Source organism: Micromonospora sp. URMC 106 (genome assembly GCF_051386395.1).
Taxonomy (GTDB): domain Bacteria; phylum Actinomycetota; class Actinomycetes; order Mycobacteriales; family Micromonosporaceae; genus Micromonospora.
Genome location: NZ_JBPQTP010000011.1, coordinates 22,160 through 36,190, shown reverse-complemented (window position 1 = coordinate 36,190; position 14,031 = coordinate 22,160). Strand labels below are relative to the sequence as shown.

9 protein-coding genes are annotated in these 14,031 nt (G+C 72.7%); all 9 read left to right on the top strand.

From position 1 onward, the window contains the following. The first annotated feature begins 323 nt into the window (after positions 1-323). Positions 324-4,619, top strand: coding sequence for a non-ribosomal peptide synthetase (locus tag ACSNOB_RS05750; RefSeq protein ID WP_436685579.1), 4,296 nt, complete (start codon positions 324-326; stop codon positions 4,617-4,619). Between the two features lie 186 nt (positions 4,620-4,805). Then, on the top strand, positions 4,806-5,489 hold the full coding sequence (locus ACSNOB_RS05745) for a class I SAM-dependent methyltransferase (protein WP_436685578.1): 684 nt from the start codon (positions 4,806-4,808) through the stop codon (positions 5,487-5,489). Beyond that, positions 5,486-6,934 carry a class I adenylate-forming enzyme family protein gene (locus tag ACSNOB_RS05740; RefSeq protein ID WP_436685577.1) on the top strand — a complete coding sequence of 483 codons (1,449 nt, stop codon included), beginning with the start codon at positions 5,486-5,488 and terminating at the stop codon, positions 6,932-6,934. Before ACSNOB_RS05745 ends, ACSNOB_RS05740 begins: the two co-directional genes overlap by 4 nt. After that, the gene (locus ACSNOB_RS05735) at positions 6,934-7,734 is read left to right on the top strand and encodes an alpha/beta fold hydrolase (RefSeq protein WP_436685576.1); all 801 of its coding nucleotides are present in this window, start codon (positions 6,934-6,936) and stop codon (positions 7,732-7,734) included. Before ACSNOB_RS05740 ends, ACSNOB_RS05735 begins: the two co-directional genes overlap by 1 nt. Next, the gene (locus ACSNOB_RS05730; RefSeq protein WP_436685575.1) at positions 7,731-8,744 is read left to right on the top strand and encodes an ATP-grasp domain-containing protein; all 1,014 of its coding nucleotides are present in this window, start codon (positions 7,731-7,733) and stop codon (positions 8,742-8,744) included. The genes ACSNOB_RS05735 and ACSNOB_RS05730 overlap by 4 nt, the downstream gene beginning before the upstream one ends. After that, positions 8,741-9,901 carry an AMP-binding protein gene (locus ACSNOB_RS05725; protein WP_436685574.1) on the top strand — a complete coding sequence of 387 codons (1,161 nt, stop codon included), beginning with the start codon at positions 8,741-8,743 and terminating at the stop codon, positions 9,899-9,901. The genes ACSNOB_RS05730 and ACSNOB_RS05725 overlap by 4 nt, the downstream gene beginning before the upstream one ends. Further along, positions 9,902-11,356, top strand: coding sequence for a DHA2 family efflux MFS transporter permease subunit (locus ACSNOB_RS05720; protein WP_436685573.1), 1,455 nt, complete (start codon positions 9,902-9,904; stop codon positions 11,354-11,356). Beyond that, positions 11,353-11,973: a mycothiol-dependent nitroreductase Rv2466c family protein gene (locus tag ACSNOB_RS05715; protein ID WP_436685572.1), complete on the top strand. Its 621-nt coding sequence runs from the start codon at positions 11,353-11,355 to the stop codon at positions 11,971-11,973. Before ACSNOB_RS05720 ends, ACSNOB_RS05715 begins: the two co-directional genes overlap by 4 nt. Positions 11,974-12,022: 49 nt before the next feature. Next, on the top strand, positions 12,023-13,795 hold the full coding sequence (locus ACSNOB_RS05710) for a 2-isopropylmalate synthase (RefSeq protein WP_436685571.1): 1,773 nt from the start codon (positions 12,023-12,025) through the stop codon (positions 13,793-13,795). Positions 13,796-14,031: the final 236 nt, after the last annotated feature.

Below are 14,031 nucleotides of genomic sequence, written 5' to 3'. Positions count from 1 at the left end.
GTCGCGCATTATGGATGACCTGCAACTTCCACCGCCACCCCGGTCCGCCGACGTCCCTGCCGGGTGGGTGACATTTCGACGACATCGGCGTACGTCAGTGACGGAGAGATTACGGGGAATTACCCTCCGGCCTGCGGAATCGCTGACTGATCGCTCACTTCATGACGCTCGGTAGCGCCCGAGAATCTCGATGTGATCCACATCACTGATCATCCTTACTGTTCGGGTCGACTTGGTCATCTACAGTCGGGAATTGCAAATCCGGTTCTGATGAGCTGTTGTCCGGACGTGGCGTCGGATGTAAATCATTGGGGGATTGCCGAATGCCTGTGTTCCCGCGGGGGGAAGCGGCTTATATGTCAAACATTCGGAGCGGGCAGTCACATTCGCGATCGCTCGATGAGCATTCGAAAGCGGTAATCAAGGCTTGTATCGCGGAACTCGCCGCGCTGCTCGGCGAGGACGGAGTCGCGGGTGGGCCCGGTTTCGGAGAGTCGATCACCGACCGCCCGACCTGTCTGCCCCTCACCGACCTCCAGCAGGCGTATCTCATCGGCGAGCAGGGGGTGGCCGGCCACGCCTCCCCCGCGCTGTACATCCAGGAGTACGCGTTCCCGGCGGCGGCGGCGCCGGATCCGGACCGTTTCGCGGATGCCCTCGCGCGGTTGCGTCGGGTGCGCCCTGTGCTTCGTACGCGCGTCACGCCGGAGGCCACGCAACATTTCGCGCCGGTGGGGGAAGATCGGCCCGAATTGCTGGTGGACGTGCTGGACCTGTCGGCGTGTGAGGCCGGCGAGCTGCCCGGGAAACTGGAGCGATTGCGGCGTGAAATAGTCGCCGACATGCCGCCGCACGATGCGGGACAACCATTTCTCTTTCGATTCCTCCGACTGCCCGGCGGCGGGACGCACCTGCAGCTGGCGCTACGACTGACGGTCTTCGACGGGGCGACGATCCAACTGTTCTTCGGCGAGCTGACCCGTTGTTACGCCGATCCCTCCTACCGGCCCGCACCCGAGACGGAGAGTTTCGCGGATTACCTCGTCGAGCAGGAGGAGCGCAGGTCGCTTCCCGCGCGACGGACGGCCGAGCGGTACTGGCGGTCCCGTCTGGAGAGCCTGCCACCCGCCCCCGATCTGCCGCGCGCCCTGGACACGCAGGCCGCCGAGCGCGACCGCGACGTGCCGCTGCACCGCGTGGCGCACCGGCTCGACGGGGACGACTGGAAGCGGTTCCGGCACCACGCCGCGGAGCAGGGGGTGTCGGCGGGCCTGGCGCTCTTCGCGCTCTACGTCGAGTGCCTGCTGCGCTGGTCCGGCGGTCAGCCCGGCACGGTGTCGGTGCTCTCCTCGGACCGGGTGACCGGCGCGCCGGGCCGGGAACGAATGTGGGGCAACGCCGCCACCACCCTGCTGGTGGCGTACGACGACACGCCCGGCCCGTTCGTCGAGCGGTGCCAGGCGCTGCAGAAACAGCTGTACGACGACCTCGACGCCGGTGAGTTCTCCGGGGTCGCGGTCGGCCGGGAGCTCAACCGGCGCGACGGCAGCGTGGGCAACCCCGTGCCGGTGGTGTTCAGCAGCGGCCTCGACCTGGTGCCCGGCGTCTCCGACGGTTTCCGGCTCGCGCTGCCGGCCGCCACGCTGGCGCACAGTGCCATCGCGACCCCCGAGGTGCTCCTCGACCACCAGGTCTTCGAGTTCGACGGCGCGCTGGTCTGCAACTTCGACCACGACCGGTCCTCGTACCCGCCGGGCCTCGTCGACGACCTCGCCGAGTACCACCGGCACCGGTTGCGGCAGCTGGCCGCGAACGCCGACGCCTGGACCGGGACGGGCCCGCAGCCGCTGCCCGTGCGGCAGCTCGCCGACCGCCGGCGGGCCAACCGCACCGAGGCGCCGGGCCTGGAGGGCGAGCTGCACGGGGCCGTCGTGGACCAGATGCGCTGCCGGCCGGACGCCGTCGCGGTCGTCGACGCCGAGCGGAGCCTGACCTACGGCGAACTCGACCGGCTGTCGGCGGCCCTGGCGGCCCGGCTGCGGGACGCGGGCGTGGGCGTGGACCCGGGGCGCGCCGACCTGGTCGCCGTGCGGGTACCCAAGTCGTGGCAGCAGCCCGTGGCCGTGCTGGGCGTCCTCCGGGCGGGCGGCGCGTACCTCCCGGTCGGTCCGACCTGGCCCGAGGCGCGGGTCCGCGAGGTGCTGCGACAGAGCGGCGCGACCGCCGTCGTCGGCACCGACGCCGCACCCCTCGACGGACTCCCCGAGCTGCCCGTCGTCGTGGTGCCGACGCACGGCTCGGCCGCCTCCGACGGCCCCGGCCCGGACGGCCGCGGTCCGGACGGCGGCGACCCGGACGGTCTGGGCGGCGACCTGCGGCGGACGGCCTACGTCATCTACACCTCCGGCTCCACCGGAGCCCCGAAGGGCGTGGTGATCTCCCACGGGGCGGCGACGAACACGCTGCGGGACCTGACGAGGCGGCTGGCCCTGACGTCGGCCGACCGGGTGCTCGCCGTCTCCTCGCTCGCGTTCGACCTGTCGGTCTTCGACATCTTCGCCGTCCTGGGCGCCGGCGGCACGGTGGTCGTGCCCGCCCACAGCGACGTGCCCGATCCGGAGCGGTGGGGCGAGCTGTGCCGACGGCACGGCATCACGCTCTGGAACTCGGTGCCCGCCCTGTTCTCCGTCACGCTGGAATATCTGGCCGACCGGGCGCCGGAGATGCTCCGCGCGCTGCGGCTCGTCATGCTCAGCGGCGACTGGGTCCCGTTGCCGCTGCTCGACCGGATCGCGCAGGCGTGCCCCGGTGCGCGGGTCATGGCCGCCGGCGGCGCGACCGAGGCGTCCATCTGGTCCAACTACTTCTGGACCGAGGACCTGACGCCGGGCTGGTCCAGCGTCCCGTACGGCTATCCGCTGGCCAACCAGACCATGCACGTGCTGGACCGGCAGCTGGCCGACGCGCCGGCATGGGTGCCCGGCGACCTCTACATCGGTGGAGCCGGGGTGGCCGACGGCTACCGGAACGCGCCCGAGCTGACCCGGGCGTCCTTCTCCACCGACCCGGTGACGGGCGAGCGGCGGTACCGCACCGGGGACCGGGCGCGGTACTGGCCCGGCGGCATCCTCGAGTTCCTGGGCCGCCAGGACGACCAGGTGAAGGTCGGCGGGCACCGCATCGAGCTCGGCGAGATCGAGGTCCGGCTGTCCGAGCACCCGGACGTGCGCAAGGCGGTCGCCGTGGTGGCCGCGGGGCGGGGCGAGTCGTACCTGGCCGCGTTCGTCATCCCGGCCCCGGGCTGCGCCGCCGCGGACCCGGCCGCGCTGCGGGCGCACCTCGCCGCCGGGCTGCCGTCGTACATGGTGCCCGCCGTGGTCACCGTGGTCGACGAGGTGCCGCTGACGGCGAACGGCAAGGTCGACCGCAAGGCACTCGTCGCGCGGCTTGCCGCCGGTCCCGTCGTACGCGGGACGGGCCCGGCGGTCGTCGCGCCGCGCACGGCGGACGAGGCCCGGCTGCTCGGCCTGTGGCAGGAACTGCTCGGCCCGGAGGTCCGCGGTGTCACGGACGACTTCTTCGCCCTCGGCGGCAACTCCCTGCTGGCGGTCCGGTTGTTCCACCGGATCAGGGCGAGCTTCGGCCGGACCCTGCCCCTGGCGTCGCTGATGCGCAGCCGCACGGTCGCCGACCAGGCGAGCCAGCTGCGGGCGGCCGGGCAGCACCCGCACGGCGGTACGCCGCTCGTGCGCATCAAGGACGGCGATCACGCCCGCACCCTGGTGCTGGTGCACCCGGTGGGCGGCGACGTGCTCTGCTACGAGCCGTTGGTCGAGGCGCTCGACCGGCAGGCGGTCACCGCCGGCGCCACCGTGTACGGGTTGCGGGCAGTCGGCCTGCAACCCGGTGAGGAGCCGCCGTCCGACATGACGGAGCTGGCCGCCCGCTACGGCGAGGCGCTCCGCGAGGTCCTGCCGGAGGGCGCGGACGTGCACCTCGTCGGCTGGTCGATGGGCGGCACCGTGTCGGCGCGCGTCGCCGGGTTGCTGGCGGAGCGGGGCCGGCCGGTGCGGTCGGTGACCGCGATCGACTCGTTCACCGGCCGGCCGGAGGGCCCCGCCGTGACCCTCCGGCAGCGGCTCGCCGGCTTCTTCACCGACCTGGCGCAGGGCGAGGACGTCAGCGGCCACCTGCCGGGGGACGTATCCGTCGACGAGCTGCCGGCGGCCCTGCCCGCCCTCCAGGACGCCCTGGTCCAGGCGGGCCTGCTCGCCGCGCCGCTCGACGTCGGGGACCTGGGGCGGCTGTTCGACGTCTACCGCCGCAACTCGGAGATCCTGGAGGGACACCGGCCCGGTGCGCCGCACGAGCGGCTCCTGCTGCTGCGGGCGCGGGAGACCCGGCGCGACGCCTTCCCCGGCCTGGTGCCGCTCGACGAGATCCTGCCGGGCGCCGCCTGCCCGTACCCGATCGACGGCACCCACTACTCAGTCATGCGCCCCGGCCGGGTCGCCGACGTCGCCGCCCTCATCGCGTCGCACATCGCCGCGGCGGAGGAGCCGGAGCCGTCCGAACCCGACGCCGAGCCGTACTACCTGCGCGGAAAGCTCTGGTGCTGACCCGGCCCAGTGCGGCCTCCGGGCGTGGGCCGGGCTGCGCGGGACGACATCGACGCCCGGGACCGGGGGCGGCGTGCACTACCGGAACACCGACGGGGTAGGCGCGGCGCCCGGACGCAGGGTGGCCGGACACCACCTGGCCGACCTTGACCAACTGTTCAGCTCACGAAGCGGAGGGACCACGCGATGACCAGGACAGCCAACAAGAACGAGATCTGGAACTCCGGCACGTTCGACGTGATGCGACGCAAGCTCATCCCCTCCTTCGACCTCATCTACTCCAGCGCGGTGCACGCGGTCGTCGAGACCGTTCCGGCGACGGCGCGCATCCTCGACCTCGGCGCCGGCACCGGGCTGCTGGGCGGCGCCATCCTGGAGCAGCTCCCGCAGGCCGAGCTGACCCTGGTCGACCACTCGGACGCGATGCTCGTCAAGGCGCGGGAGCGGTTCGCCGGCAACCCGCGGGTCTCCGTGCTGGTGTGCGACATGAAGGACCCGCTGCCGGCCGGTCCCTTCGACGCGGTGGTGTCCGGCCTGGCGATCCACCACCTCACCCACGAGGACAAGCAGGACCTCTTCCATCGCATCCACGAGGTGCTCACCCCGCGGGGCGTGTTCGTCAACGTCGAGCAACTGGCCGGTCCCAACCCGCAGGTCGAGGCGATGTACGACTTCCAGCACGAGGCGCACGTGCAGCGCGCGGAGTGCCCGCCCGACGAGTGGGCCGCGGGCCGCGAGCGGATGAAGCTGGACATCTGCGCCACCCTGGAGGACCAGCTGGAGTGGCTGCGCAAGGCCGGTTTCGGGCAGGTGGACTGCCTGGCCAAGGACTGGCGCTTCGGCACCTACGCGGCGTGGGTGGCGGCATGACCGCGGTGCTCTGCCAGGCGGTGGCCGACGTCGCGGCGCGCCGGCCGGAGCGCGTGGCCGTCGTCGACGTCGACGGCAGCGAGTTCCGCTACCGGGAACTGGTCGTGCTCGTCGAGCGGCTCGCCGCCGGGCTGCACGGCAGGGGAGTCCGGGCCGGCGACACGGTCGCGACCGCGCTGCCCAACAGCGTCCGCTACGTCGCGCTGATCCTGGCCGTCGCCCGGGTCGGCGCCCGGTACGTGCCGCTGATGCGCAACTTCACCGCCGCGGACACCGAACGGGCCGTCGGGCAGGCGCGTCCGGTGCTGCTCGTCGCCGGCCGGGAGCACCACGTCGCGCCGGGGACCGTGCCGGTCGTGTCGCTGCACGACCTCGACGTCGACGCGCCGCCGGCACCGGACGAGCCGTACGCCGGCCTGTTCCGCCAGCTGTGGACCTCCGGCTCCACCGGCTTCCCGAAGATGATGGTGTGGCGGCAGGACAAGTTCGTCGCCGAGCGTCGGCGCTGGCTGGCCGACACCGGCATGACCGCCGACGACGTCTACTACTGCCGGCACCCACTGGACGTCGCGCACGCCACCGACCTGCACGTGTTCGCCGCGCTGCTCAGCGGCGCCCGACTGGTGCTGGCCGACCCGGACGACTCGCCGCGGGCGTACCTCGACCGGCTCCAGCGGGAGCGGGCCACCGTGATGAGCGCACTGCCCGCGCACTACGAGATGCTCGTCCGGGCCGGTGCCGACGCGCAGGTGGACCTGTCCGCGCTGCGGCGTCCGCTCTGCGGCGGGGCCTACCTCAGCCCCGACGTGGTGCGCGCCGCCGCGGACACGCTGGGCATCCACATCCGGCAGATCTACGGCTCGACCGAGTTCGGTCTCGCCCTGGGCAACATGGCCGACGAGTTGCAGACGAGCGGGGCCATGCCGCCCGTACGCGGTGTCGGCGCCCGGCTCGCGCCGCTGGTGGACGGGCACGCCGACATCGGCGAGCTGGTGCTGCGCTCCGACTGCACGAGCGAGGGCTACCTCTTCGCCGACGCCGCGAACGCGCGCACCTTCCGCGACGGGGAGTTCTGGACCGGCGACGTCGCGCAGGAGGTCGGCGACGGCGCGTACCGGATCGTCGGCCGGGTCTCCGAGGTGCTGTCCACGCCGGACGGGCCGGTGCTGGCCCCCGTGCTCGACGCCGAGTGCCGCGCGGCCAGCCCCGGCGCGCAGGTGGTGAGCCTGCCGCTCGATCCGGGTGAGCTCACCGACCGGGTGCTCGTGGTGGTCCGCCCGGGAGACGGCGTCGACCCGGACGACGCCGTCGGGCAGGTCAGCGCCGTCCTGGCCGGGCATCGGCTGGCAGCGACGGTGCGCCTGGTGGACGAGATCCCGCACACGCCGGTGGGCAAGATCGACAAACCGGCCCTGCGCCGCCGGTTCGCCCTGGTGAGCCGATGATGCGCGCCGAGTTCCACGGCGCCGGGCCGGACCTCGTCCTCGTTCCGGGCCTCGCCGCCAGCCGGCACTTCTTCGACACCACGGTGGCGGAGCTCGGCCGCGACCACCGGGTGGTGACCGTCGACCTGCCGGGGCACGGCGACGCCCCCGCTCCGACGCGGCCACCCACCCTGTCCGACTGCGCCGTCGCGCTGCACGAGGTGATCGAGAGCCTCGGCTCCGACGACGTGACGCTGCTGGGCTGGTCGCTGGGCGCGACCGTCGCCTGGACCTACCTGGCGGAGTACGGCACCCGGCGGGTCCGCCGGTTGATCAGCGTCGAGCAGACGCCCTGGCTGCTCGCCGAGGAGGGCTGGCCGTACGCCGCGTTCGGCTCCCTCGACGAGGCGGGGGCCGCGGCGCTGCTCGGCGACGTGCGCAGCGACTGCGGGGCCTTCGCCGAGACCCTGGTCCGCAGTTCCTTCGCCGTCGACGGCCCCGCCCCGGACGAGGCCCTCGTCGCGGACCTCGTGCGGCAGGCCCGCCGCGCCCACCCCGACGCGGTCGGCGGGCTCCTCTCCGACGTGCTCGCGCAGGACTGGCGGGACCGGGTCGCCGCCCTGCGACTGCCCACCCTGCTCGTCCACGGGCGCCGCAGCGCGGTCTACCCGCCGGAGGTCGGCAGTTGGCTGGCCAAGACCATCCCGGACGCCCGCGTGGAGTTCCTCGACCACTCCGGCCACCTGTGTTTCCTCGAGGAGCCGGCGGCGTTCGCCGCCGCTGTCCGCGGCTTCCTGACCAGTGAGGAGAAGCAACCATGACGTCCAGCACCGATACGCCCGCCCCCACCCAACTGGCCCGCCGGCTCTGCTGGATCTACCCCGACCGCGGCACGGTGCGCCAGCGGGCGGCGGAGGCGGCTGCCATCTGGACGACCTACACGGAGATCGCCAAGGACTGCGGCCTGGCCATGTCCCTGCACAAGGCGGAGGCGCTGGCGGTCGAGGCCGTCGGCGACGAGCACCGGGTGTTCCTCGACGGCGAGCGGATCACCCCGGAGGACACCATCCTGGTGACCTCGCTGTGGTCGCTGCCGCACCAGGTGCAGGAGGTCTGCAACCAGCTCTTCGCGTACTCGATCCTCGAGCAGGCCGGCTTCTACCTGCCCATCCAGCCGCGCATGTCGTACATCACGACGGACAAGATGGCCACGATGCTCTACCTGCGGGACTGTCCCGTCCCGCGGGTGCCCACCGTGCGCATCGGCACCGGCCGCGACTCGATCAGCCGCCACTACGAGCCGGTGCTGGAGAAGCTCGACTTCCCCATGCTGGTCAAGCCCGCGTACTGGGGCATGGGCCAGGGCGTCTGCCTGGCCAACAACGAGCACGAGCTGCGCGGGCTGATCGGCCTCGCCGGCGGCGCCGACACGGCCCTGGTCGTCCAGCCCTACCTCGGCACCGGCGTCAACGACTTCCGGGTGTACGTCATCAACGGCAGGGCGCACACCGTGCTGCGCCGGATCCCGCAGGGCGAGTCGCTGACCGCGAACCTGGTCAACGGCGGGCGGCTGGAGTACCCACCACTGCCGGAGGAGCTGGAGAGCTCGATCGACTACATCGCGGAGAAGCTGCGGATGCCGTACTTCGCGGCCGACTTCCTCTGGGACGGCAAGCAGTTCTGGCTGTCCGAGGTGGAGCCGGACGGCGCGGTCGGCTACGCCACGACCGAGGAGATCGCCAAGATCCAGCGGCCGGTCATCGAGTCCCGGTTCCGCGCGTACGTCGCGGCACACGCCGCGTGGATCGCCGGCGAGGGAGGTGCGGCATGACCGTGACGATCGGCGAACTGCCCTGGGAGGACGTGCTGGCCCAGGCGCGCTTCCTTGACGGGCGCGGCGGCGCGCCGGTGCCACCGGACGCCGCCGCCCTGTCCGACCTGGCGGTGAGCGGCCCGGCGGAGATCGTGGCGGTCACCCGGGAGTTGGCCCGGGAGACGGGCAGCGCGCTGATGTCCAGCGGCGGCACCACCGGCAAGCCGAAGCTCACCTACGTGCCCTATCACCAGGCCGTGGAGCGGGTACTGCGGGAGTGGCGGCCGCTGGCGCCCGGCAACGTGCTGCTCAACCTCTTCAACCCCGGCCGGCTGTGGGCGTCGCACTACTACATCCACACCCTCGCCGAGCGGTCGCGGTGCACGGTGCTGCCGTCCGGCGCCTACCCGCCCGAGGACGTGGGCAACTGGGTGCCGATGTTCCGCGAGATCGGCCTCGACGCGCTCACCGGCACCCCGAGCGCCCTGGCCGACTTCGCCGAGGGCCTGATCGCGGCGAACGAGACGCTGCCGATCAGGACCATCATCTGGCTGGCGGAGCCGTGGACCGACGCCAAGCTCCGGGTCGTGCAGAAGGCGTTCCCGGAGGCCGAGTACTGGGCCAACTACGGCTCGGTGGAGACGTACATCATCGCCACCAACACCCCGGCCTGCGACCTGCAGACCCTCCACCTCATGCCCGACCAGACGCTCGAACTGGAGGAGGAGGGGGCGCTGTTGACCCGGCGTGGCACGGGCTGGACGATGCCGGCGGTGCGTTACCGTCTCGGGGACCGGCTGGCGTCCGCCGAGTGCCGATGCGGCCGTCCCGACGGACTTCAGGTCCTGGGACGAGCGGACGACGCGGTGAGCCTGCGCAGTGCCCTGTTCAGCGTCGGTGAGGTGGTGTCGTTCGCGCGGACCCTGCCCGGCGTCGAGGAGGCCCAGCTCGTCCTGACGCGCGACACCGAGTCGCCGAGGGCGGCCACGGCGCTGACGCTGGAGTATTCCGGGGGCGCCGACGCCGAGGACGTGCGGGCTCACCTGACCGCGCAGTTCTACCACCTGGCGGCGGTGCACAGGCAGGTTCCGGGAGCGATCACCGCACGCCGGGTCGACAAGGTGAGTCGCGTCGAACGCACCAACAAGGTGCCACCCGCAATCTGGAGGCAGTGAGTGACGTCGGAAGCCCTGCAGCAGGAGACCGCCGCCCGTGGGGGATGGCGGGAGAATCCGTGGGTCAGCCTCGTGGTGCTGGCCCTCGGGTTCTTCCTGACGATGCTCGACGTGTCGATCGTCAACATCGCCATCCCCGACATCCGCGCGGACTTCGGCGCGTCGCTGCCGACGGTGCTGTGGTCGGTCAACGCGTACGTGCTGGTGGTGGCCGTGCTGCTGATCACCGCCGGCCGGCTCGGCGACCTGTTCGGCCCGCGTCGGCTGTTCGTCGTGGGCATCACCGTCTTCACGGTGTTCAGCCTGCTGTGCGGGCTGGCCCAGGACCCGGGCCAGCTGATCGCCGCGCGCGCCCTGCAGGGTCTGGGCGCCGCGCTCCTGCTGCCGCAGACGATGGCCATGATCGTGAGCCTGTTCCCGCCCGCCCGGCGGGGGCTCGCGATGGGGATCTGGGGTGCGGTCGGCGGGGTGGCGGCCGTCGCCGGCCCGTCCGTCGGCGGCCTGCTGGTCACCACGCTGGACTGGCGGTGGATCTTCCTGGTCAACGTGCCGATCGGCGTCGCGGCGGTGGCCCTGGCCCTCGTGGCCGTGCCGGACCTGCGCTTCGACCGCCGGCACCGGCTCGACGTCGGCGGCATCCTGCTGGCCTCCGCGGCCCTGTTCTGCCTGGCCTTCCCGCTGATGGAGGGCGAGCGGTTCGACTGGGCGCCGTGGACGCTGCTCATGCTCGCGGCGGCGGTCGTGCTCGGGGTGGCGTTCGTCTGGCAGCAACGCGGCCGGCAGGACCGGGAACCCCTGGTGCCGTTCGTGCTGCTCGGCATCCGCTCGTACGCCGCGATGGTCGTCGTGGCGGCGGCGGTCTCCTTCGGGATCATCGGCTTCATGCTGCTGATGACCCTGTTCTTCCAGTCGGTGCTGGGCTTCTCCGCCCTGGCCGCGGGGCTGGCGCTGGCGCCCCCGGCGCTGGTCTCCACCCTGCTCGCGCCGTTCGCCGGGAAGGTCACCGACCGGCTCGACGGCCGGGTGGTCCTGCTCGGCGGGTTGCTGCTCACCGTCGTCGGGATGGGCTGGGCGGCGGCGGTGATGCGGCTCGACGCGGCCTGGCTGACGTTCCTCGGCCCGATGATGGTGATCGGGCTGGGCAACGGGCTGCTGATCGCGCCGATGGCCTCGGTGGCGATGCGCGAGGTGCAGCCGGCCCTGGCCGGCGCCGCGTCGGGCCTGCTGAACACCGTCCGCCAGCTCGGGCCGGTACTGGCGGTCACGCTGGTCGGCCTGCTGCTCGCACAGCGGTTGTCCGCCTGGGCGGAGGGCGCCGCGCCGGCGGACCGGTACGCGGAGGCGCTGCGGCTGGGGATGGTGCTGCCGGTGGCGGCCATCCTGGTCGGCGTCCTCGCCTGCCTGCCCGGCGCGCTGCGCACCATCCGTCGGACCGGCGCAGGGGGATCGGCATGAAGGTGGGCTTCTGGTTCGACCCGCTCTGCCCCTGGGCGTGGATCTCCTCGCACTGGCTGGTGCAGGTGCAGCAGGTCCGTGGGATCGAGCCGTGCTGGGACCTGATGAGCCAGGCGATCCTCTACGAGGACCAGGACCTGACGCCGGAGCAGCGGGACACGGTGCGGGAGATGATCAAGCCGCTCCGGGTGTTGGCCGCCGCCGAGCAGCGGTACGACGACGAGGCGGTGCCGCTGTTGTACGCCGCGCTGGGCGTCCGGTTCCACGACCGGGGGCTGCGCCACCGCCTGGACGTCCTGCCGGAGACGGTGGGCGACGCGCTGCGGGCGGCCGGCCTCGACCCCGCACTCACGGCGGCGATGGAGAGCACCGAGTTCGACGGGCGGATCCGCCGGTCGCACGAGGAGGCGGTGAGCCGGGCCGGCCCCGACGCGGGGACCCCGGTCATCGAGGTGGACGGGGCGGACGGCCGGGTCGCGTTCTTCGGCCCGGTGGTGTCGCCCGCCCCGCGCGGCGAGGCCGCCGGCCGCCTGTGGGACGGGCTGCTCCTCCTCGCCGGTACACCCGGCTTCTCCGAGCTGAAGCGCTCCCGCACCCAGGGGCCCATCTTCGACTGACCGCTTCGCGCTGATCCGAAGACCTTTTCGCTAGGACGGGGGAGGCTCCATGGCAAAGGCGACTTTTCCGGTAGGACAGGTGAGACAACGGGCGAGCCGGATGCCGTACCGGCGGTACGCGCCCGCGGCCGTCGTGGATCTGGCCGACCGGTCCTGGCCGGCGAGGCGGATCACCACGGCGCCGCGCTGGTTGTCGACGGACCTGCGGGACGGCAACCAGGCGCTGCCGCAGCCGATGGACGTCGAGCGCAAGACCCGACTGTTCCGGCTCCTCGTCGCGCTGGGCTACAAGGAGATCGAGATCGGGTTCCCGGCGGCCAGCCGGACCGAGTTCGAGTTCGCCCGCACGATCATCGAGAACGACGAGATCCCGGACGACGTCCTCATCCAGGCGATCGTGCCGGCCCGGCCGGAGCTGATCCGGCGTACGTTCGACGCGCTCGCCGGCGCGCCGCAGGCCATCGTGCACCTCTACAACTCGACGTCGCCGACGCAGCGTCGGGTCGTCTTCCGGGCGGACCGCGAGGGCGTCCTGCGGCTGGCGGTCGACCACGCGCGGCTGTGCCGGGAACTCGCCGACGCGCATCCCGGCCGCATCGGGTTCGAGTACTCGCCCGAGTCGTTCTCGCAGACCGAGCTCGACTTCGCGCTCGACGTCTGCGCGCAGGTCACGGACGTCTGGGACCCCGGTGACGACCGCGAGATCATCATCAACCTGCCGGCGACCGTCGAGTGCGCGGGACCGCACGTCTTCGCCGACCAGGTGGAGTGGATGAGCCGCAACCTGCCCCGGCGGGAGCACGTCTGCCTCTCGCTGCACCCGCACAACGACCGCGGCACCGGGGTCGCCGCGGCCGAGCTGGGCCTGCTGGCCGGCGGCCAGCGGATCGAGGGCTGCCTGTTCGGCAACGGCGAACGGACCGGCAACGTCTGCCTGGTCGTGCTGGGCCTCAACCTGATGAGCCAGGGCGTCGACCCGCAGATCGACCTGTCCGACATCGACGCCGTCCGGCACGAGGTCGAGCAGTGCACCGGGATGCGGGTGCCGGAGCGGTACCCGTACGCCGGCGACCTCGTCCACACCTCGTTCTCCGGATCCCACCAGGACGCCATCAGCAAGGGCCTGCGGGCGTTGTCCGCGGAGGCGGCGGCGCGGGGCACGGCGTTGTCCCAGCACCGGTGGGACGTGCCGTACCTGCCGATCGACCCCAAGGACATCGGGCGCTCCTACGAGGCGATCATCAGGGTGAACAGCCAGTCCGGCAAGGGCGGCGTGGAGTACCTGCTGCGGTCCCGCTACGGGCTGACCCTGCCGCGCAGCCTCCAGATCGAGATGTCCGGGCTGTCCCAGGCGGTGTCCGACGACGAGGGGCGGGAGGTCACCGCGGAGGAGCTCTGGGCGACCTTCCGCGCCGAGTTCCTGCCGACCGCCCCCGACGTGCGACTCGTGTCGTACGAGGTGTCGCCGGCTGAGTCGGGGCCGGGTGCGGTAAAGGCGGAACTGGCCGTGTGCGGCGGGTCGGTGGTCGTCGGCGGCGACTCCGGCCACGGGCTGCTGCCGGGCGTCGCGCGGGCGCTCGCGCAGACCGGCGCCGCGCCGGTCGTCCTCGACCACGTCGAGCAGGCGTTCACCCTCGACGGGGAGCCCGGCACGTTGGCGTACGTGCGGTGCCGGGTCGACGGCCGGGCCGTCTGGGGATGCGGCTTCGACGCGGATCCGACGGCCGCCTCGCTGCGCGGGCTGTGCGTGGCGCTGCACCGGGCCGGATGGCGTCCGGCCCCCGTCGACGCCCGGTCCCGGGTCGAGCCGCACCGGGGCTAGTTCGGCGATCACGTGGTGTACCGAGCCGGCGAGCGGCACGCCGGCTCGGTCCCGGCCGTCGCGCCGGCGCCGGCGACGGTGGGCGGGGGCGACCCGCCGGACACCAGCCGGAAGTTCCAGCCGACGTGGGCCGGTAGGTGTCGTTTCCGACAGATCCGGCCGGTTGTTGGAGCTCGCCATAGCGGCGCGACCGGCCCGACCATTAGGCTCATTTGCTGAGTGAGGCCGCCAGATAT

Bases quoted from the DNA above. Each gene is read 5' to 3' on its own strand.
- ACSNOB_RS05750 (WP_436685579.1), top strand. From the start codon at position 324: ATGCCTGTGTTCCCGCGGGGGGAAGCGGCTTATATGTCAAACATTCGG.
- ACSNOB_RS05745 (WP_436685578.1), top strand. From the start codon at position 4,806: ATGACCAGGACAGCCAACAAGAACGAGATCTGGAACTCCGGCACGTTC.
- ACSNOB_RS05740 (WP_436685577.1), top strand. From the start codon at position 5,486: ATGACCGCGGTGCTCTGCCAGGCGGTGGCCGACGTCGCGGCGCGCCGG.
- ACSNOB_RS05735 (WP_436685576.1), top strand. From the start codon at position 6,934: ATGCGCGCCGAGTTCCACGGCGCCGGGCCGGACCTCGTCCTCGTTCCG.
- ACSNOB_RS05730 (WP_436685575.1), top strand. From the start codon at position 7,731: ATGACGTCCAGCACCGATACGCCCGCCCCCACCCAACTGGCCCGCCGG.
- ACSNOB_RS05725 (WP_436685574.1), top strand. From the start codon at position 8,741: ATGACCGTGACGATCGGCGAACTGCCCTGGGAGGACGTGCTGGCCCAG.
- ACSNOB_RS05715 (WP_436685572.1), top strand. From the start codon at position 11,353: ATGAAGGTGGGCTTCTGGTTCGACCCGCTCTGCCCCTGGGCGTGGATC.
- ACSNOB_RS05710 (WP_436685571.1), top strand. From the start codon at position 12,023: ATGGCAAAGGCGACTTTTCCGGTAGGACAGGTGAGACAACGGGCGAGC.